Source organism: Aquimarina algiphila (genome assembly GCF_007489275.1).
Lineage (GTDB): Bacteria > Bacteroidota > Bacteroidia > Flavobacteriales > Flavobacteriaceae > Aquimarina > Aquimarina algiphila.
On the sequence record NZ_VLNR01000017.1, the window covers coordinates 12,925 to 32,577 of the forward strand.

16 protein-coding genes are annotated in these 19,653 nt (G+C 32.4%); 4 read left to right on the top strand and 12 right to left on the bottom strand.

Features of this window, described 5'->3' with window-relative positions:
- Nucleotides 1–78 precede the first annotated feature (78 nt).
- From FOF46_RS10025 to FOF46_RS10050, 6 genes are all read right to left on the bottom strand, one after another.
- On the bottom strand, nt 79–597 hold the full coding sequence (locus FOF46_RS10025) for a DUF7935 family protein (RefSeq protein ID WP_143916373.1): 519 nt from the start codon (nt 595–597) through the stop codon (nt 79–81).
- Between the two features lie 41 nt (nt 598–638).
- Nucleotides 639–2,198, bottom strand: coding sequence for an FMN-binding glutamate synthase family protein (locus FOF46_RS10030; RefSeq protein ID WP_143916374.1), 1,560 nt, complete (start codon nt 2,196–2,198; stop codon nt 639–641).
- Between the two features lie 11 nt (nt 2,199–2,209).
- A complete protein-coding gene (locus tag FOF46_RS10035) occupies nt 2,210–3,502 on the bottom strand; it encodes an amidohydrolase (RefSeq protein WP_143916375.1) in 1,293 nt (430 codons plus the stop codon).
- 110 nt (nt 3,503–3,612) lie between these two features.
- A complete protein-coding gene (locus FOF46_RS10040) occupies nt 3,613–4,152 on the bottom strand; it encodes a DsrE family protein (RefSeq protein ID WP_244299603.1) in 540 nt (179 codons plus the stop codon).
- Between the two features lie 173 nt (nt 4,153–4,325).
- Nucleotides 4,326–7,184, bottom strand: a complete 2,859-nt coding sequence (locus FOF46_RS10045) for an Ig-like domain-containing protein (protein ID WP_143916377.1) — start codon at nt 7,182–7,184, stop codon at nt 4,326–4,328.
- 265 nt (nt 7,185–7,449) lie between these two features.
- Nucleotides 7,450–7,737: a hypothetical protein gene (locus FOF46_RS10050; protein ID WP_109438495.1), complete on the bottom strand. Its 288-nt coding sequence runs from the start codon at nt 7,735–7,737 to the stop codon at nt 7,450–7,452.
- Nucleotides 7,738–8,167: 430 nt separating this feature from the next.
- On the opposite strand from FOF46_RS10050, the gene FOF46_RS10055 reads away from it, so the two are divergent.
- Together FOF46_RS10055 and FOF46_RS10060 are read left to right on the top strand one after the other, a co-directional pair.
- On the top strand, nt 8,168–10,498 hold the full coding sequence (locus FOF46_RS10055; protein WP_109438433.1) for an ATP-dependent helicase: 2,331 nt from the start codon (nt 8,168–8,170) through the stop codon (nt 10,496–10,498).
- 119 nt (nt 10,499–10,617) lie between these two features.
- Nucleotides 10,618–11,238, top strand: coding sequence for an L-threonylcarbamoyladenylate synthase (locus tag FOF46_RS10060; protein ID WP_109438434.1), 621 nt, complete (start codon nt 10,618–10,620; stop codon nt 11,236–11,238).
- A gap of 16 nt (nt 11,239–11,254) precedes the next feature.
- Here the strand turns inward: FOF46_RS10060 and FOF46_RS10065 are convergent, their stop codons facing one another.
- Nucleotides 11,255–12,127: an AraC family transcriptional regulator gene (locus FOF46_RS10065; RefSeq protein WP_109438435.1), complete on the bottom strand. Its 873-nt coding sequence runs from the start codon at nt 12,125–12,127 to the stop codon at nt 11,255–11,257.
- Between the two features lie 225 nt (nt 12,128–12,352).
- Here FOF46_RS10065 and FOF46_RS10070 point away from each other — a divergent pair, with 225 nt between their 5' ends.
- Nucleotides 12,353–12,946, top strand: a complete 594-nt coding sequence (locus FOF46_RS10070; protein WP_143916378.1) for a PPC domain-containing protein — start codon at nt 12,353–12,355, stop codon at nt 12,944–12,946.
- A 543-nt stretch (nt 12,947–13,489) separates the two neighbouring features.
- On the opposite strand, the gene FOF46_RS10075 is transcribed toward FOF46_RS10070, so the two are convergent.
- The 4 genes from FOF46_RS10075 to FOF46_RS10090 form a co-directional block, all read right to left on the bottom strand.
- Complete coding sequence (locus tag FOF46_RS10075) at nt 13,490–14,353, bottom strand: OmpA/MotB family protein (protein ID WP_109438437.1); 864 nt, start codon at nt 14,351–14,353, stop codon at nt 13,490–13,492.
- 98 nt (nt 14,354–14,451) lie between these two features.
- Nucleotides 14,452–15,444 carry a glycosyltransferase family 2 protein gene (locus FOF46_RS10080; RefSeq protein ID WP_143916379.1) on the bottom strand — a complete coding sequence of 331 codons (993 nt, stop codon included), beginning with the start codon at nt 15,442–15,444 and terminating at the stop codon, nt 14,452–14,454.
- A 192-nt stretch (nt 15,445–15,636) separates the two neighbouring features.
- Entirely contained in the window at nt 15,637–16,827 is a 1,191-nt protein-coding gene (locus FOF46_RS10085; protein ID WP_143916380.1) for a M57 family metalloprotease, read from the bottom strand.
- Nucleotides 16,828–17,030: 203 nt separating this feature from the next.
- Complete coding sequence (locus FOF46_RS10090) at nt 17,031–17,474, bottom strand: type I restriction enzyme HsdR N-terminal domain-containing protein (protein ID WP_109438440.1); 444 nt, start codon at nt 17,472–17,474, stop codon at nt 17,031–17,033.
- Between the two features lie 26 nt (nt 17,475–17,500).
- Between FOF46_RS10090 and holA the strand changes: the two genes are divergently transcribed.
- Nucleotides 17,501–18,505, top strand: coding sequence for a DNA polymerase III subunit delta (gene holA / locus FOF46_RS10095; protein WP_109438441.1), 1,005 nt, complete (start codon nt 17,501–17,503; stop codon nt 18,503–18,505).
- 4 nt (nt 18,506–18,509) lie between these two features.
- On the opposite strand, the gene FOF46_RS10100 is transcribed toward holA, so the two are convergent.
- Nucleotides 18,510–19,487 carry a lipid A-modifier LpxR family protein gene (locus tag FOF46_RS10100; protein ID WP_143916381.1) on the bottom strand — a complete coding sequence of 326 codons (978 nt, stop codon included), beginning with the start codon at nt 19,485–19,487 and terminating at the stop codon, nt 18,510–18,512.
- Nucleotides 19,488–19,653: the final 166 nt, after the last annotated feature.

Genomic DNA, 19,653 nt, shown 5'->3' on the forward strand with positions numbered 1-19,653 from the left:
ACACGTTTTAATAAAAAAAGAAACCGGTTATCGTATAGAATAACCGGTTTTATATGATAATCAGGAGTCTTTATAAAACTAAAAAAGTCCGCTAACCTCGGTTTTGATTACAGCTAATGCTGTATCACTAGGAGAACCTTTTTCTACTAATTCGGTAAGAATAATTTCTCTCATTTTATCAGCAGAATCGACATCTTCTTTTAAAGTAGCTTTTCTGATAATACCAATTGTAGCATTTTTAGCTGCTCTAACTGTATTCCAACTTTCATCAGAGATATAGATTTGCTGGGTAAGATTATGCTCAAATTCTTGATCTATAGTATGTACTAATAGGGCTTCATAACTTTTTTTATCTTCTCCTACAGGAGCCATTCTGGTTAATAATTTACCAGGAGATATTCTTTCCAGAAATAAAACCATACGCTCATATGCCTGAAGTTTAAGAGGAAGGGCTTGTTTTTGATTTTCTTTGTGCAAAAGAAACCTACGTCGTCTTTCTTCATTTGTAGTATGCATTTTAAAAAAATATACTGCAAGTAGTGTAATAAGTATTGCTGGGATTAAAGAAATAATTAAAGGTATAATTTCAAATTTCATTCTATTGTATTAGTTATATGGTAAGATTGTTTTTCAGTTCTTTATTTAGAATATCCTCCAAGATACGTACATTCTTTTAAATCTTGATTACAAGTATACTCTACTTTGGTTTTTGCATATTTAAAAGATTCTTCTAACGTCTTAGTTAATTCTCCATCATCTACATTAAGATCGATATCGTTCATAGTAAACTGGCAAGGGTGTTCATACCCGGCTGCATGTGTGATTTCTGTAAACTCTTTTCTGAAGGTCTTAAAATATTGAGCAAGACGATCAGATTTAAGCGGTATATTAATCCCCTTTTGTAGCCATTTACTTTGTGTAGCTACACCACTTGGACAACGGTTGGTATGACATATTTGTGCCTGGATACAACCAATACTCATCATAGCTTCTCGGGCTACGTTTATGCAATCTACACCCATAGCAAAGGCCATAGCGGCCTTAGCAGGAAAACCTAGTTTTCCACTTCCAATAAAAACTACCCTATCGGTTAAATTGTGTTTTTGAAAAATTTTATAAATAGCAGTAAATCCATAGACCCAAGGAAGAGATACATGGTCAGCAAAACTTGGAGGTGCCGCTCCTGTACCACCTTCGCCACCATCTATAGTGATAAAATCAGGACCTCTATTTGTTTTTGCCATAAGCTCAGCAAGGAGCTCCCATTGCTCTGTTTTACCAATAGCTGCTTTTATTCCGACAGGAAGTCCTGTTTCTGAGGCAATGTCTTCAATAAATTGAAGAAGTTCAGGAACATTTGTGAAAGCAGTATGCGAAGAAGGAGATAAAACATCTTTACCAACTTCTACTCCTCGTATTTGTGCAATTTCGGGAGTGATTTTTGTTCCAGGTAGTACACCGCCTTTCCCTGGTTTTGCACCTTGAGATAACTTAATTTCAATGGCGCGAATAAAAGGATTTTTTGTCACTAATTCCTTCATCTTCTGCATTGAAAAATCACCATCTTCATTTCTTACACCAAAATACCCTGTTCCGAAATGAAAAATAACATCACCACCATTACTGTGATAGGGAGAAAGTCCGCCTTCACCGGTATTATGATACGCATTTGATTTTTGTACTCCGATATTTAAAGATTCTACAGCTCGAGCAGAAAGAGAACCAAAACTCATTGCAGAGATATTAATCACAGATCCTGGTCGATAAGGTTTTGTTCTATTATTATATAGCCCCATCACCTTTGCACAAGGAAGAAAGGATTTGTCTTCTTTGTTAGGATGATTTTTATCCATTTTAAAAGGAATCATACAGTTCTTAACAAAAATATGTTGATGCATATAGATATCTCTATCTGTACCAAAACCCTCGTAGTTATTTTCATTTTTTGAAGAAGCATAGACCCACCCTCGTTCAATCCTGTTAAAAGGAAGTTCTTCTCTATTATTTGCTACAAAATATTGCCTAATTTCTGGACCAATACTCTCTAGTAAATATCTTAGATGGCCAACAATTGGAAAGTTATGACTAATAGTATGTCTTTGATTAAAAAAGATATCTCGTATTGCAATCATTACTAATACAGCAATACCCCATGCCCACCAAGGGATCGCTCCTAAAAAACTAAGTATACTTTCCATTTCTATTTTATCTATTGCGCATTAAGATAATCAAGTGTTAATTGTGACATTACTTTAACTCCTAATAGTAATCCACTTTCGTCAATATAAAAATCCGGAGTATGATGTGCTGCTACTTTTTTAGCTTCAGGAGATTTTCCTCCTAAAAAGAAATAAAACCCAGGGACAACCTCTTGAAAATAAGAAAAATCTTCACCACCAGTAGTTGCTTTAGATAAAATTACATTTTCTTTACCAGCAATACCTTCAATGGTGGGTAACATCTTTGTTACAAGATCCGGGTCATTATACGTAATTGATGTGTTATTTTGAAAATCAATAGTTGCTTCTCCGCCATAAGCTTTGGCAATAGAAGGTACCATTTCTTTCATACGACGAATAATAAGTGCTCTCATTTGAGGGTCTAATGTACGTACAGTACCAATCATTTCTGCACTTTCGGGAATGATATTAAAACGTACTCCACTAGTAATTTTACCAACTGTAATTACTGCAGCCTCGCTTACAAGAGGAGATTCTCTACTAATAATAGTTTGTAAACCATCAATTATCTTAGCAGAAATCAAAATGGGATCGACCCCTGTCCATGGTGCCGAACCATGAGTTTGTTTTCCTTTTACATTAATAACAAATCGTTCTACAGCTGCCATTGTTCCTCCTGGTTTATATCTAATTTTTCCAACATCTGTTCCAGAATTAATATGCAAACCAAAAATAGCATCAACATCGGGATTTTTTAGTACTCCTTCTTTGATCATTAATTTTGCTCCGCCTTCTTCTCCTGGAGGAGGGCCTTCTTCTGCAGGTTGAAAAATAAACTTAACAGTTCCATTTATTTTATCTTTATGTTTGGCAAGAGTTTCTGCAACTCCCATAAGGATAGAAATATGAGTGTCGTGGCCACAAGCATGACTAACTCCAACCTCTGTATCCAGAAAAGTAGTTTTTACCACAGATTTAAAGGGCACATCAACACGTTCTGTAACCGGTAACGCGTCTATATCTGCTCTTAAAGCCACAGTTTTGCCTTCTTTTCTTCCTTTAAGAATACCAACTACACCAGTCTTTGCAACATTTTCTGTTACTTCCATACCTAAATCCTTAAGATGTTTGGCAATTTTTTTAGCAGTTTCGAATTCTCGATTCGAAAGCTCAGGGTTTTGATGAAAATCCCGTCTCCATTCGATTACTTTGGATTCTAATTTTTCTGCTGTGGTTTTTATATCAGGATCAATTTTTTGTGCCTGAATAGAACAAAAAACCATTAGAAGGATAAATACAATAGATTGTGTTTGTGTTTTCATGAGTTTATCAATATTATTTTAGAAGTCAAATAATCTAAAAAATGTTAGAATCAGCAAGTATAATAATCATTTTTAAAATATGCTTATATAAATACTTAAATTCATTACGATTAAAAATTAATAAGTCTATAGTCTTGATTTTGCAATTGTACCAAAGCAGTCATTGCAGAAAGTGCAAATTGCACTTGAGGCAAAGCATCTTGTCTAGTAATATTTCTATATGCAGCGGTTTGCCCACATAAAATAATTTGCACTCCTTTTTCTGACAAAGCCGAAAGGAGAGGAGTGTTGGGGTTATCAATACCGTATTTTATTTTATATTTTGAATCGTTTAGAAGATCATTTGCTGCAGATCCATGGACAACTAATGCTACTTTTAGATTTTTAAGAGGTACTCCAGCAGCATCATGCATATTAAGGTACCTTGCCGCAGTATTAAAAAGAGGATTTACTTTTGAACTATCTTTAAAAGTTCTTCCAACATCAAAAACAGCTTTTAAGTTCTGCTGTTTGTTCGTTTTGAAATCAGGGTTAACTACTTCATACGTTTTTCCATATTCTGATATGATTCTACCTTCCTTAGACTTTTGCTGAGAAAAAATAAGTGCAGGTACCAAAATAAAAAGATAAGATGCAATTGTGTTTTTCAAATTGTAGTGTGTTTTAGCTTCTAAAGATATTCAAAAAACTATTAAAGGAAAGTTAAAATAATACTTATGCATTTGAATCTTTTACTTTGTTTAGTGTAAATATATTTTTGAGTATAAAAAAACACATTGCCTGTATATAGACAATGTGCTTATTTTTATTTATTTAAGAAGGTTTATTCTTTCATGAATTTACCAATCGCTTTATTATTAACTAAAATGATATATAGTCCTTGTGATAATTCTGATATATCCATGGTAGGAGTAGGAGTTGATTGAATCAGTACTTGCCCTTGAATATTGACAATTCTCAGATCATAATCCTCTGTAGTAAACCCATCAATATTTAGTAGTTCATTATCGTTAACAGGATTGGGGTAGTATGTATATGTTTTATTCTCTTGTCTTAGATTAAGTAAAGATTGATCTACAACAAACTTTTCTGAAGTAATACTACACCCAGCTTGGTTAGCCACTGTAACAGTATATTCTCCAGTTTCTGTCGGAATATATTCTGCCTGAATAGCTTCATCAATTACTTCATCATTATAATACCATTGATAAGTAGCAAAATTTGAAGAAACTGATAAGTTTTGACTTGGAGTAACAGTAATTAGAGGTTGTTCTGGAATCTCAGAAACTACTATATTTACTTCTGTTCTTGTTGCTGTGATACAGCTACCACTTGTTCCTTCGATATAGTATGTCTTGTCTGCCGTGAGTTCAGGAGTTTCATAGGTTGTACCAGAAGCAATACTGGTGCCTCCTGTAGGCGTTTCATACCATTGATATTGACTATTTCCAGATACCGTTATGGTTGTAGATTCACCTGTACAAATATTTTGATCAGATACAACGGGTTGATCTGGATTTCCTGATACCGTTATTGTCACTTCAGTTCTTGTTGGTGTAACACAACTTCCTATAAAACCTTCAATATAATAAGTTTTACTAGATTCGAGAACAGGGGTGTTAAACGTTGCTCCTGATGCAATGCTAGTGCCTTCTGTTGGCATTTCATACCATCTATATTCACTATTTCCAGATACCGTTATGGTTACGGATTCAGGGCTGCAAATCTCTTGATTTGATGCTGTAGGTTGATCAGGACTTGGAGATACTGTAACATTAACGGGAGTTCTTGTTGCTGTAATACAAGTTCCAATGACTCCTTCGATATAGTACGTTGTATTCGTAGTAAGGTTAGGTGTTTCATAAGTTGATCCAGTATTAAGACTGATGCCTCCTGTTGGAACAGTATACCACCTATAATTGCTATTTCCAGATGCGGTTATAGTTATAGATTCTCCGCTGCAAGCATTTTGATCTGAAGCCACAGGCTGATTTGGAAATGCTATGGTTACAAAATCTATTTTTTCTTCGGTATTATTTCCTGAATCATTTGTGGTTGTTAACGATACAGTGTAATTTCCAACAGAAGCATAAGTATGTGTTGGGTTTTCTTGGGTAGAAGTCTGGCCATCACCAAAGTCCCATAGGTATGAATTTATTCTGTTGGTAGAAGAGTTGATAAAATTAACTGTAGAGCAATCTGTGTTAGCTTCAAATTCAGATAAAGGAGGTTGATTGTCATCACCTAGGATATAACTTCCGGATATCGTATAATTTCCAAGTGAAGCATAATCACTATATCCATTATTTGGATTTCCTTCACCAACACCATCAATTTCTATATAATAAATTCCTTCTGTTAGGTTTTCATTTATAGAAGCAGAAAGGCCAGAAGGATCAGAAGATAGTACTTCTTGTCCCAGTTCATTTAAAATTCTAGCTTGAATATTTAAATTTGGATAATCAGGATCAGGTCTAAAAGAAAAAGAAACATTACCTGTTTCTATAACAAATGAAAATACATCTTTATCTTCTCTTGTGCTGATTAAACCAAAATTTTGATCGGTGTTTACATCACCTGCGGGACTTGTTCTTAATGGTGTAGCATTTGTGATATCATCTCCATGATCATCATTTTGAAAACCAATACCATTTCTGGTATTTGCTATAATTGCAATATCATCTTGAGAACTTGTGGCACCGTTGTATTCTCCCGCACTCCATTGTCCAATAGGTCTGCTAGCACTCCATCCCATAATTGGACTCCATTGACCGTGTCCGTTATAGTATTCTGTACTTCCTTGCCCATCATGTGATAGCCCAAGAGTATGACCTACTTCATGAGATCCCGTTTCTCCTGCAGATCTGGTACCTAGATTATATACCCAACATGGGTTATCATTGTTTCTCGAAAAAGAATTAAGATATGCTACCCCTCCTGATCCTGGAGCTGCATCTGTAGTTGGTGTGAAAATACACATCATTCTACGATTTCTGGGTGCCGCTTCAAAAAGATCTCTACGAGTAGTTATATTAAGGTTGAATGGACGAAAGTCTTCCGCCATAATTTTCCAAATTTCAATTATCTTCTCATCACTAAAATTAGGTGATTGTGCATCTATTGTAGCTCCACCAAGCCAACTCGTGCCAGAAACTAATTCTCCGTCAAAATCAAGGTAAATAACACCTGTTGCTCCCGGCAAACTTTCTAATTGGAGTGATGTTTTTGAAACAGGACCTCCATTTATTTGATTCTTTCCTGAAGCTGACTTTTCCAGGTCTACGCATAAAACATCATTGATATTGGTTTCTTTTATAAAAACTTTACCATCTGCTTCAGAGTATAGCGTATATGCTTTTTTTTGATTAGGTACTACAATTTCTCCTGTTAGTCCAGCACTTGTTTTTGAAAAAGTAAATGTTGATAATCTATCATTATTAATATTACCTATTAATATAAGATCATTATTGATTTCTTTTTGAAGATTAAGAGTAAGAGAAAGTTCTTGATTACCTGCTGTTTTTATAGAAGAGGAGGTGTTTTTTTTAGGGTTGATTAGATTATCAATAAACGTTTGTTGATTATTAGATACTAATTGGGGTTGGTCTGATTGACTATATGTGAGACATACATTAAGCACAATGCTAGTTAGAAGAAAATACTTCGATAATTTTCTTTTCATGTTGGGTTGGGTGTAAGTAATTATTTTGACAACTATCTTTACTAAACTCGATATTAATGATTTTAGTATAGTAGATTTATATGTATTGAAGTTAATGATATAGAATACATTATATCATTTAAAATTTTTTATAAGTATCAAAAATAGATATAGGACGCATTTTATATAAAATACGCCTATACCACACTTAGTTTTAGATTTAAAAAACTCAAAATTTTATATCCTTGACTGACTAAGGATATAAAGCGTTTATCATAATATCGAACTATGAGATACTAATAATTCTTTCTAAAGGGATAATCGTTGATTGTTTTAATATTACTTCTTTATCTGTAATCCCCCAGATAGTAGTTTCTACCTTTTTTAGACCAGTATCATCAACAAAGACGATCCTTACTTTTTGATGTTCTAAGTTACCAAGAGAAAGTGCTCTTTGTAATTCTAGAAAACGATCAATCTGATCTTTTCTTTTGTCTAGGACATCTTCTTTAGGGAATTTTAAAAATTTGATTTGCTCTTTTTGTACTATTTGTACATCCATGTTTGGGGCCATAGCGATGAGTTTGGTTATTTTTAGTGTTCTGATAAAAAATGGTATTTTATTCTCAGATTTTCTAAATATAATACTTTTTATCTTAAAAAAATGTATTTTATCTATTAAAATTATCAAAAAAATATTAACGTGTAAGAAAAAACACTGTTAATATCAATAATGTTTAATGGATAGTTTTATGGGGACTATGGTGTAGAAAAATGTTTGTGATAGAGTTGTTTTATAAGGTAGATGACTACAAAAAATGAAAATAGAATTTTATGTATATGATATTAACAATCTATTGTTAATGTATGCAGGGTTATAACAATATGACCAAATTGTTATTGTATAAAAGTTATTGACTGTGATTTGTTTACAAAAAAGATCAACTACACTTCCATAACCGTCCTTCTTTGCTTAAATTTCGCCTCTATAAAACATTGTTACGTTGGAAGAATATTTAGCAGAGTTAAATGATGCACAGAGAGCACCTGTACTCCAGGTGGATGGAGCTATGATTGTGATTGCAGGTGCCGGATCGGGAAAAACACGTGTACTTACCTATAGAATTGCTTATTTAATGCATAAAGGAGTAGATTCGTTTAATATATTATCCTTAACATTTACCAATAAAGCAGCACGTGAAATGAAAAAGCGTATTGCTACTATTGTTGGAGCAAGTGAAGCAAAAAACTTATGGATGGGGACATTTCATTCAATATTTGCTAAAATCCTAAGGTTTGAGGCAGATAAATTAGGGTACCCATCAAACTTTACAATATATGATACCCAGGATTCTCAACGATTAATAGCTTCTATTATCAAAGAGATGGGGTTGGATAAAGATATCTATAAGTATAAACAGGTATACTCCCGTATCTCCTCTTATAAAAACAGTTTGATTACTGTAAAAGCATATTTTCAAAATGCTGAATTGGTAGAAGCAGATGCAATGGCAAAGCGACCAAGGATGGGAGAAATTTATCAGCATTATGTTGATCGATGTTTTAAAGCAGGAGCAATGGATTTTGATGATTTATTGTTAAAAACCAACGAGCTATTAAATCGTTTTCCAGAAGTTTTAGCTAAATATCAAAATAGATTTAGGTATATACTTGTTGATGAGTATCAAGATACTAATCACTCTCAATATCTTATTGTTAGGGCACTATCAGATAAGTTTCAAAATATTTGTGTAGTAGGGGATGATGCACAAAGTATTTATGCTTTTCGTGGAGCAAACATTAATAATATTCTTAATTTTCAGAAAGATTATGATAATGTTCAGCAATATAGGTTAGAACAAAATTATAGATCTACAAAGAATATTGTAGAAGCAGCAAACTCTATTATTGATAAGAATAAGACCAAATTAGATAAGGTCGTTTGGACGGCTAATGATCCCGGACCAAAAATATTTGTGAATAGATTACTCACTGATGGAGATGAAGGAAGATATGTAGCAAGCTCGATTTTTGAAAATCAAATGCAACACCAACTAGGAAATGGTAATTTTGCAGTGCTATATAGAACAAATGCTCAATCAAGAGCTATTGAAGATGCATTACGTAAACGGGATATAAAATATAGAATTTACGGTGGATTATCCTTTTATCAGAGAAAAGAAATCAAAGATGTACTGGCATACTTGAGATTAATTATTAATCCTAAAGATGAAGAAGCTTTAAAAAGGGTAATTAATTACCCTGCAAGAGGAATAGGGGGAACTACAGTAGATAAGCTAATTGTAGCAGCCAACCATTATGATCGTTCTATTTTTGAAGTTATAGAAAATTTGGATCGTATTAATTTAAAAATTAATAGTGGTACAAAAACTCGTTTGGAGAACTTTATGAATATGATTAAAAGTTTTCAAATTGAGAATCAAAATTCAGATGCATTTGTATTATCCGAAATAGTGGCTAAAAAGACTGGGCTATTACAAGAACTAAAAAAAGATGGTACACCAGAAGGAATTGCTAGAATTGAAAATATTGAAGAGTTATTAAACGGAATTCGTGATTTTGTTGAAGGACAAAAAGAAGTAGCAGATGAAACAGGGTCTTTGGCAGAATTTCTGGAAGATGTGGCATTAGCAACAGATCTAGATCAGGATACTGGAGATGATGATAGAGTAGCACTAATGACAATTCACCTGGCTAAGGGACTAGAGTTTCCCTATGTCTATATCGTTGGGATGGAAGAGGATCTTTTTCCATCTGGGATGAGTATGAATACCCGAAGCGAACTAGAGGAGGAGCGACGTTTGTTTTATGTGGCACTAACACGTGCAGAAACACAAGCATATCTTACATATACGCAATCTCGTTATCGATGGGGTAAATTGGTAGATGCAGAACCAAGCAGATTTATTGAAGAGATCGATGATCAATATTTAGAATACATCACTCCAGTAGAAGGCTATCGCTATAAACCATTAATTGATTCTGATATTTTTGGTGAGGTTGATAAAAGTAAATTACGTCTTAAGAAACCCGTTTCTGGAGCTCCACCCCTAGCACATAAGCCAAATGAAGAACAATTAAGGAAATTACGGAAACTTAGGCCAGTATCTGATAATACTACTAATGAATCAAAAACTAATTTGTTTGATGAAGAACTTATTCCAGGAACAGCAGTAGAACATATGCGTTTTGGATTAGGGAAAATTATTAAAATTGAAGGAGTGGGGCAAGATAAAAAAGCAGAAATTCATTTTGAAAAAGGCGGAATTAAAAAGCTCTTATTAAGATTTGCAAAATTAAAGATCATAGGGTAGCACAACGCTTCTTCCAGATAATTCTTAATAAAGGAGATCTATTTTTTAGATGTTAATCCCGATGTTTTTACAATAATATACTAGATATATAGAGTATATTTATACCAGTAAAAATAACTATGGCTGATTTTGTAAAACTATATAATGAAAATCCGAATCCACGAGAGATACAACAGGTAGTTACATGTTTGCGAAATGGTGGGTTAATTATTTACCCTACAGATACCGTATATGGATTGGGTTGTGATATTACCAATAACAGAGCGTTAGAAAAAATAGCACATATCAAAGGAGTAAAACTTGCTAAAGCTAATTTCTCATTTATTTGTAAAGATCTAAGTAATCTTTCTGATTATGTTAAGCAAATCGATAATGCTACGTTTAAATTACTTAAAAGAACATTACCAGGGCCGTACACCTATATCCTTCCGGGAAGTAATAATTTACCTACTGTTTTTAAGAAAAAGAAAACTGTAGGAATTCGAGTTCCTGATAATAATATCTGTACTGCTATTGTTGAAGAATTAGGTAACCCTATCGTATCTACATCAATTTATGATGAAGATGAGGTGATAGAATATACTACAGATCCAGAGTTAATTCTAGAAAAATGGGATAATCTTGTGGACCTGGTAATTGATGGTGGATATGGTGATAATATTCCTTCGACCATTATTGATCTTACCAGTGGTGAACCCGTACTGGTTAGAGAAGGTAAAGGAGCTATAGATATTATCTAAATGGACTTTATTGATTTTATGAAACAGAATAGTTCAATTCATTTCTATACATACTAGGGGTTTTTCCCGAGAATTGTTTGAATAGTTTATTAAAATGAGAGAAGTTACTAAATCCACTTTCATAACAAATATCTGTTATGCTGGTTTGCTTTTCATGAAGAAGTTTGGCAGCATGTACTAATCGATACTCATTTACAAATTGTGTAAATGTTTTTCCTGTAATCTTTTTAAAATACCTGCAAAAACCAGGAACACTCATGCTAACTTTACTCGCGATTTCTTCTAATGGGATTGGTCTGCTAAATTCTTGCTGCACAAAATTAAAAATCAGGTTTATTCTATTATTGTCCTGTAATGCGGTTTCTATTATAAATCCTTCGGCATTTAATATAGTATAATCATTTGTCATTTCCATTTCTTTAAGGACTTGCAATATGCCGATTAACTTTTCAAATGAACTTAGATTTTTTAAAGATTCAATCTGTGCTCCGATCCTTCTTTTAGTGTCTCCATGAAATATGATTCCTTTTTTGGCTTGATCAAGAAGTTTCCCGATGGCATTCATTTCTGGAATATCAAAAAATGATGCTCCTAGAAAATTAGGTAACATTTGTATAATAGTTTCACTACTATTACCTGTCATCAAATCTGTAAACCCGCAATGAGGAAGGTTAGAACCAATAAGCATTAATGCTCCTTTCCTATAATACGACATGTGACTCCCTATTTGTCTTTTTCCAGTACCGCCATTTACGTATACAATTTCTATCTCTGGATGATAGTGCCAAATGGGGGCTTTGTTTTTATTGTCTTTAGAAAATGTTTCATAATAAAGAGAACTTCCAAACTCTGGTGAAATCTTTTCTAAAGAAGGTTTTATGTTTTTCATAGATATATTGATATTCTTTCTTTGATTTTAGAGCTAATATTATATTTTTTTTGTTAAAATATTGTAAAGTTAAATAAAAAAATACGTTAAATTAACACGAATGAGGTTTTATTGTAATACATAAGGTTAAAATAGCACATATATATGCAAATATTGTTGTGTTTGATATGAGTTTTCTAAGATACATTTGTACCATCAAACATTAACAATTAAAACCATAAAGAGATGAAAAGAGTAATTAACCTAAGCCTAATTGTATTTGCAGTTTTGTTAAGTACGGCTGTAAAAGCATCAGATTTTTTATCTGTAAAAATTGAGAACTCTTCTACAATTAATGTTTCATTGACTAATATTAGTAAAGGACAGAAATTATATCTTAAAGATTATTCAGGAACTATCTTGTTTAATGCGACTTTAGATGCGATGCCTACATATAAAAAATATTTTAATTTTAGGACTGTAGAGAATGGTGTTTATTTTATTGAGACAGAAACAGAATTTGATGTAAGAGTAACTCCGGTAATAAAAAATACAAAAGGGATAGCCTTAATAGAAAATTCTACAATTACAATTTTTAAACCAAAGTTATTAGTAGAGAATACATTAGTTAAGGTGATGGTAACAAGAACAGAAGAAACACCATTAAATATCTCTATTTATGACATAGACGGTGCATTAGTATTTGATGAAAAGATAATCGGAGAAGAAGGTGAATTCATTATTCAAAGAACATATAATTTCTCAGAAGTACCTTCAGGGAAATACGATATCCATTTCAGATTAAAAGATAGGGTATTTATTAAAGAAGTTAGTATCTAGATTGTTTTATTAACTCAACCACAAACAAGGCAATACAAATGTATTGCCTTTTTTATTGGTTTCAAATTAGGATAAAAACCATTCAACTTCACTTTAATGCCATGTTTTAGATTACAAAAAGAAGTCATATTTTGAACTTTATCGAATTGTTGTCGACAATGCTATCATACCTAAAATCATAATAGTTTGATTTAATAAGTATAGATATATAAGTTTTAAATAGCGATATTCAAAATCTTTGTAGAAAGCTTTTGACCTAGATTTTTGAAGTAGAAGATATTGGTGTTTTAATGAGTGATATTAGTTCAAATCATATCCACATACATATAGATTATATTCCCAGGTTAAAGTGTAAGTTATGTTATAAAGCATATAATTTTGTGCTAGAAGGGTTGATTGGGGTAGGGAGTGTTGTATGAATTGGTTAGCTTATGTTGAGAGAAAGTATTATTGTTTATTAATAATTTGAATGAAAATTTATAGATATTAAAAAAGGGTTGTCATTACGACAACCCTTTTTTAATATATTTAGAGGTGATATTATTAGTTTCCTCCTGACGCTTTTTTCATTCCGTCTTCAATCATATTGTAGAACTGGTCAAGTTTTGGCAATACAACAATTCTGGTACGTCTGTTCTTTGCTTTATTAGCAGCAGAACTGTTATCAGCTACAGGTACATAATAACTTCTACCAGCTGCCGTCATACGTTTTGGATCAACTTTAAAATCATTTTGCAATACTCTTACTACAGAAGTAGCACGTTTTACACTCAGATCCCAGTTATCTAAAAGTACTTTGTTTTTGATAGGCACATTATCGGTATGACCTTCTACTAAGAATTCGATATCTGGTTTGTCATTAACTACTTTGGCAACTTTACCAAGTACTTCACGAGCTCTTGCAGATACATTGTAGCTACCACTCTTGAAAAGTAGTTTGTCAGAAATAGAAACATATACTACTCCTTTTTCTACATTAATTTCGATATCCTCATCAGCAAGATTTCCTAAAGCGCCTTTAAGACTTGTTACAAGTGCTAAGGTTACAGAATCCTTTTTGGTAATAGCATCTTGCATTGTTCTTATCTGCATATCTTTTTCCTTGATACTCTCTAAAGATTTTTCAAGATTCTCTGCTTCTTTTGTCGATAAAGTGGCTAAATTACCTACGTTATTTAATAAAGCAGAATTTTGATTTTTAAGATTTGATACTTGATCCTGAAGAACTTTAAGTTGCGAAGTCGAACTTGATTTTTCTTCTAGACAGCTATTTAATTTTACCGTTGCGGAATTTAATAGATCCTCTGTTTCTTTTTGTTTGGCTTCTAAATCTGAAAATTTCTTCTGAGAGACACAAGAAGATAACAGAATTGCAAGGGAAGCCCCAATAATCATTACTTTTTTCATTAGAAAATTTGTTTTTAGTCTTATTCTGGTTATATAACTCAAAATTATTAAAATTGTGACGTAATACTAGGTCATTAACAATAATTTATTATATACCCTTATAATTGATTGAAATGTTTACGTTTCAAAATAAAATACTGCCATACAACGGAAAAAAATGAATAATATTTCCCCGTTTTAGAAAGTTTTTTACGTTTTTTAATAAAAGTGTTAAAATTAGCATAGAAGCTTAAATGAGCCTTAAAGATAGCAAGGAAGTGTGAAAACTTACCTTGTAGTATAAATCGAGCAGCTGCAAGCCCATCCATTAGCATTCTTATTAAAATTAATCCCCATACACCATTTCCGGGAACATTTTTAACTAATAGATATAAACTGTTTCTAAAATTAAGGAACGTTTTTTTAGGATTCATTGTACCTAAAGTTGCACCTCCAAGATGGTAAATAACAGATGAACCATCATACATTATTTTATAACCTTGGTTATGTATCCTCCAACAAAGATCAATTTCTTCTTGATGAGCAAAAAAATCTTCATCTAATTTACCGACTTCTTCAAATACTTGTTTTCTTATAAACAAACATGCACCACTTGCCCAGAATATTTGGGTTGTATCATTATATTGCCCTTTATCTTCTTCAAGTGTATCAAATATTCTTCCTCTGCAATATGGATATCCCAGCTTATCAATATACCCTCCTGCAGCACCTGCATATTCAAAATATGACTTCTTTTTGTAATCTAAAATTTTTGGCTGTATGGCCGCAATCTCTTTAGAAGTTTCGAATGTTTTGATGACAGGAACTAACCAATTTTGAGTTACTTCAACATCACTATTTAGAAGACAATAAATATCTGCATCGATTTTTGCTAAAGCATCATTATATCCTTTTGCATATCCTCCATTAATTTCATTTCTAATAATCTTTACCTGCGGAAAAGATGTTTGTGTATATGATATAGAGTCATCAGTAGAGGCGTTATCGGCAAGGTATACCGTTGCTTCCTCAGAGTATCTAATTACCGAAGGTAAAAATTCTTCTAGTAATGATCTACCATTCCAATTTAATATAACTACTGCAATATTCACACTGCAAATTAAAGAGTTTAATTGAAAATTAGCAGTAGATAATCCATAATTTATGGGAATATTTTTTTAAAATAAGAAAATCAATTTCTACAAGTTGGTCCACTTGATGAGAAATTGATTTTCTATAATAATTACATTTAACCTATAACTGGTAAAACGTTAGTGATTTAGGTTAAAATGTATAGATGTTTGTTAGCGTAATATATAACAAGCAACTCCCTCATATCGATATCCTGCTGCACCGTTACCTTCGTTACGATTTGTAGTGTAAAAATGATTTACAACAGTACTGTTGTAAAAACGATATAATGGAATTCTACCACTGCCTCTAGACGAATATACATATCCAGCTACTCCTTGATATTGATAACCAGCAGCATTAGCTACTTCTCCACGATTCGTAGAATAAAAATGATTTTTGGCATTTCTGTTGTATGCTTTATACAGAGGAATAGTACCAGCTACTTTTTTATCAAATACTTTACCTATGGCTCCCTCTAATCTATATCCTGAAGGTGCGCTTCGGTTAGTACTGTAGAAATGATCAACAGCTCCACTATTGTAGAATCTATAGAATGTTTTTGGAGTTACAACAGGAGGTGTTGGTGTATTTGGAAATAAATATCTAATAGCAGTTTTATCTCCATTACTAAAATTATTAATTGTACATGCTTTTCCTCCATTCATTACAGATAGAGCATCTAGATTTGGTGTTCCGGGGATTAGACTTCCAAAAGATTGATTGGTGTGAGTAATCCCAACATTATGACCTATTTCATGTTGTACATTGGCTATTCTCATATTTTGAGTAATTGCGTTGCCACAAAGTCCTGGAGAATTAAAATCAGGATTTACCCAAATCCCTCTGCCTGGTAATCCGTTTCCAGTCGGAAATGTTCCTCGTCCAAAAACGTTAGATGCTAAGTTAATTGAAGGATCTTGCGAATCATACATGATCTGAATATGAGAATTAGAAGATGATGTTGTGACACTCAATTTAAGTTTTGAATTTACTGAGTTCCATCGATTAATAGCTTGTACAGACGCATTTCTCCAATTCGCATCCATTCCAGGGTTGATGTAAACCCTTACATTAGAAATGGTAACAGATTGTGGGTGTCGTCTTTGTTTGGAAACAGGATCTTCTGGATCAGGATATTTTGCATTTTTATCAAAAACAATATCTCCATCTACTAGGTAGTAGTCTCCAAGATCTTCAATAACGTCTTTTGAAAATCCCCATTTTTCTATAGTTTTTAGTACTGCATCATTTTGTTGCTCAATAGCATCTTCATTTGATACATCCTGATCTACCTCACAAGAGGTCATAATAAGTAGCAAGCAAGATAAAATTGCAATGCCAAATGATTTTAATGAATTCATAATTTTTAAGTTTTAAGATGTAGTTTTACCAGTTTGTAGTTATTTAAGACTTGAAATTATCAGAACTCATTTTGTTTTACAAGCCAACATTCTTGATATTTATAAATCTAAACTTCAAATTCATAAATTTAAGGTGACTGTTTTTGTTGGTTGAAGTATTTTTGAGGTGTTTAAATTGTTGTAAAATAATGGTTTAAGTGAAGTTATTTGTACTTAGGAATATCTTTTAGAAAAGTATACTGTTCATCAACATAATTCATCTGGCAATAGTAATGATCAAGACCATTTGTGATCATCAGATATTCGGCATCCAGAGCAAGGTTGTATCTTGCAATTTGATCAAAAACATTTTGGGTTATTTTTATACTAGCAGATTTACACTCAACTATAAGGTAGATACTTCCATTCGGATTAAAAATTATAATGTCATATCGTTTAGTCAGTCCATTGAGTTTAATTAGTTTTTCTACATTAATTAAACTTTCAGGATATTTTTTTTCGTCAATAAGATATTGAATGGTATGTTGTCGAACCCATTCTTCTGGAGTAAGGACAACAAATTTTTTGCGGATTCTGTCAAAAATAGAAACTTTATTTTCGCTACTTTTGAATCTGAATTGATACTCTGGAAAGTTAAGCTTTTGCATAGTACAAATTTGATGAATTTTTCTGAATGGATGAAGTAAAACAAATCGTAAGCGATATTAAAAGTGGAAACATAAAACCCGTCTATTTTTTGATGGGAGAAGAGCCTTATTATATTGATAAGATTTCTGAGTTTATAGATAAGAATGTACTTGCTGAAGAGGAAAAGGGGTTCAATCAAATGGTGCTTTATGGTAGAGATGTAACTATTGATGATATTGTTGGAAATGCTAAGCGTTTTCCTATGATGGCAGAGCGACAGGTTGTTATTGTTAAAGAAGCACAAGAATTATCAAGAACAATAGAAAAACTTGCTGATTATGTAGAAAACCCACAACCTTCTACAGTTTTGGTTATGTGCTATAAATACAAAAAGATAGATAAACGTAAAAAGCTCTATAAAGTAGTTGCTAAAAACGGGGTTATTTTTGAAGGGAAAAAACTATATGAAAATCAGGTTGCAGATTGGATAAGAAGAGTATTAGCAGGAGGTAAATATTCAATTGAACCAAAAGCAGCTCAAATGCTTGTGGAGTTTTTAGGAACTGACCTTAGCAAGATAAATAATGAAGTAGAAAAATTAAAACTAATTATTCCGGCTGGTTCTCAGATTACTGCTGATCAAATAGAAGAGAATATTGGTATAAGTAAGGAATTTAATAATTTTGAGCTTCGTAAAGCTATTGGAACGAGAAATGGAGTTAAAGCACATAGGATAATTAATTACTTTGCTCAAAATCCCAAGGATAACCCTCTTGTAGTCACTATTTCTTTGCTATATAGTTTTTTTTCTCAGGTATTACAATATCACGGTTTATCAGATAAGTCACAACGCAATGTAGCTAGTGCTCTCAAAATCAATCCTTATTTTGTCAAAGATTATTCAGAAGCAGCACATAACTATCCTATGAAAAAAGTAAGTAGAATCATTGCCTTTTTAAGAGAGGCTGACATAAAGAGTAAAGGAGTAGGAGCAGCAAATCTTCCTCAAGGAGATATTTTAAAAGAACTTTTAGTCAAAATAATGCGATAAGAGGTTAGAACCTATAGGCCACACCAACAATTCCGAATACATGATTTTGAGCAGTATCTAACACTCCGGTAGACCAGGAATAGATAACACTTAATGAAAGTCGATTTCTAGAGAAATGGATTTCATTATTCATATGCCATGATAAATTATTCAGATCGGATACAGAAACTGGATCATCTTTAAATAAATTTCCCTGAATCGTTGCATTAAATAAATTAATTCTTGATTCAATACTAAACTGAAAGAAAATCTCTGTCGTTTTTTTAGGAGATAGAATTGAATTATTAAAACTGACAGAATGGGTGGGTTTTTCAAATTTCCCTAATCTGAATCCTGCAGTAGGAGCTGCTTGAATATATAAGTTTCCTAGCTTTAAATTGCCTTTACCAAAGAAATTTAGCCAATTATTATTTGGGTTAAAATCGTATAGATAATCCAAATTCATATTGACAAGGAATTGATCTTTAAGTTGAAATTGCCACCCATCATAAATAGGATCATTACTAATACTTTCATGAAACCAATCTTGTAAATTTCTGGCTTGAGATGAAGGTCCCAGAATTCCTGTAAGTACTTCAGCTTTTAAAAAAGAGCGATCAAATACATAGGTAGTGTTTAGAAAAGCATAAAGTAATCCAGCAAAGGGTCTGTCAAAATTCTCTGGACCTTCTACAATATCTGTTTTTACAAACTCATCAATCCCAGAAGGGGTATACCCCTCTATTTTGACACCAATATTGTAAAAATTTGTGATTTTATTTTTAAAAATATTTTGTAATCCTAGAAATTTATCTGCAGTAAAAGAATAATCAAAACCTACACCATAGGAGTAATATCTATCTGTATCTCTATAGAATACGTAAATATCATTATCGTTTGTCGATCTAATCTGATTCTTAAAATGATTCTCCTGACTAGTTATATAAAAAGGGCAGAGGAGGGTAAATAAAAATGTAAAAAAAAGCAAGTTTTTTCTAAGCATTGATTATTGAGTTAAAGATCAGTAATTATTAAGTACATTAACTTTTTTAATGATTAAGACGATTTTTTAATGGTATACTAACTAATATTATTTAGAAATATAATATATGGATACCTACTTAATCAAAAGGATACAATTATCTTTATGTTATTAAAACAATTCAAAT

What these genes read in the sequence shown, in the direction of transcription:
- FOF46_RS10025 (WP_143916373.1), bottom strand. Translation starts at nt 597, where the DNA reads ATGAAATTTGAAATTATACCTTTAATTATTTCTTTAATCCCAGCAATA.
- FOF46_RS10030 (WP_143916374.1), bottom strand. Translation starts at nt 2,198, where the DNA reads ATGGAAAGTATACTTAGTTTTTTAGGAGCGATCCCTTGGTGGGCATGG.
- FOF46_RS10035 (WP_143916375.1), bottom strand. Translation starts at nt 3,502, where the DNA reads ATGAAAACACAAACACAATCTATTGTATTTATCCTTCTAATGGTTTTT.
- FOF46_RS10045 (WP_143916377.1), bottom strand. Translation starts at nt 7,184, where the DNA reads ATGAAAAGAAAATTATCGAAGTATTTTCTTCTAACTAGCATTGTGCTT.
- FOF46_RS10050 (WP_109438495.1), bottom strand. Translation starts at nt 7,737, where the DNA reads ATGGCCCCAAACATGGATGTACAAATAGTACAAAAAGAGCAAATCAAA.
- FOF46_RS10060 (WP_109438434.1), top strand. Translation starts at nt 10,618, where the DNA reads ATGGCTGATTTTGTAAAACTATATAATGAAAATCCGAATCCACGAGAG.
- FOF46_RS10065 (WP_109438435.1), bottom strand. Translation starts at nt 12,127, where the DNA reads ATGAAAAACATAAAACCTTCTTTAGAAAAGATTTCACCAGAGTTTGGA.
- FOF46_RS10070 (WP_143916378.1), top strand. Translation starts at nt 12,353, where the DNA reads ATGAAAAGAGTAATTAACCTAAGCCTAATTGTATTTGCAGTTTTGTTA.
- FOF46_RS10075 (WP_109438437.1), bottom strand. Translation starts at nt 14,353, where the DNA reads ATGAAAAAAGTAATGATTATTGGGGCTTCCCTTGCAATTCTGTTATCT.
- FOF46_RS10085 (WP_143916380.1), bottom strand. Translation starts at nt 16,827, where the DNA reads ATGAATTCATTAAAATCATTTGGCATTGCAATTTTATCTTGCTTGCTA.
- FOF46_RS10090 (WP_109438440.1), bottom strand. Translation starts at nt 17,474, where the DNA reads ATGCAAAAGCTTAACTTTCCAGAGTATCAATTCAGATTCAAAAGTAGC.
- holA (WP_109438441.1), top strand. Translation starts at nt 17,501, where the DNA reads ATGGATGAAGTAAAACAAATCGTAAGCGATATTAAAAGTGGAAACATA.
- FOF46_RS10100 (WP_143916381.1), bottom strand. Translation starts at nt 19,487, where the DNA reads ATGCTTAGAAAAAACTTGCTTTTTTTTACATTTTTATTTACCCTCCTC.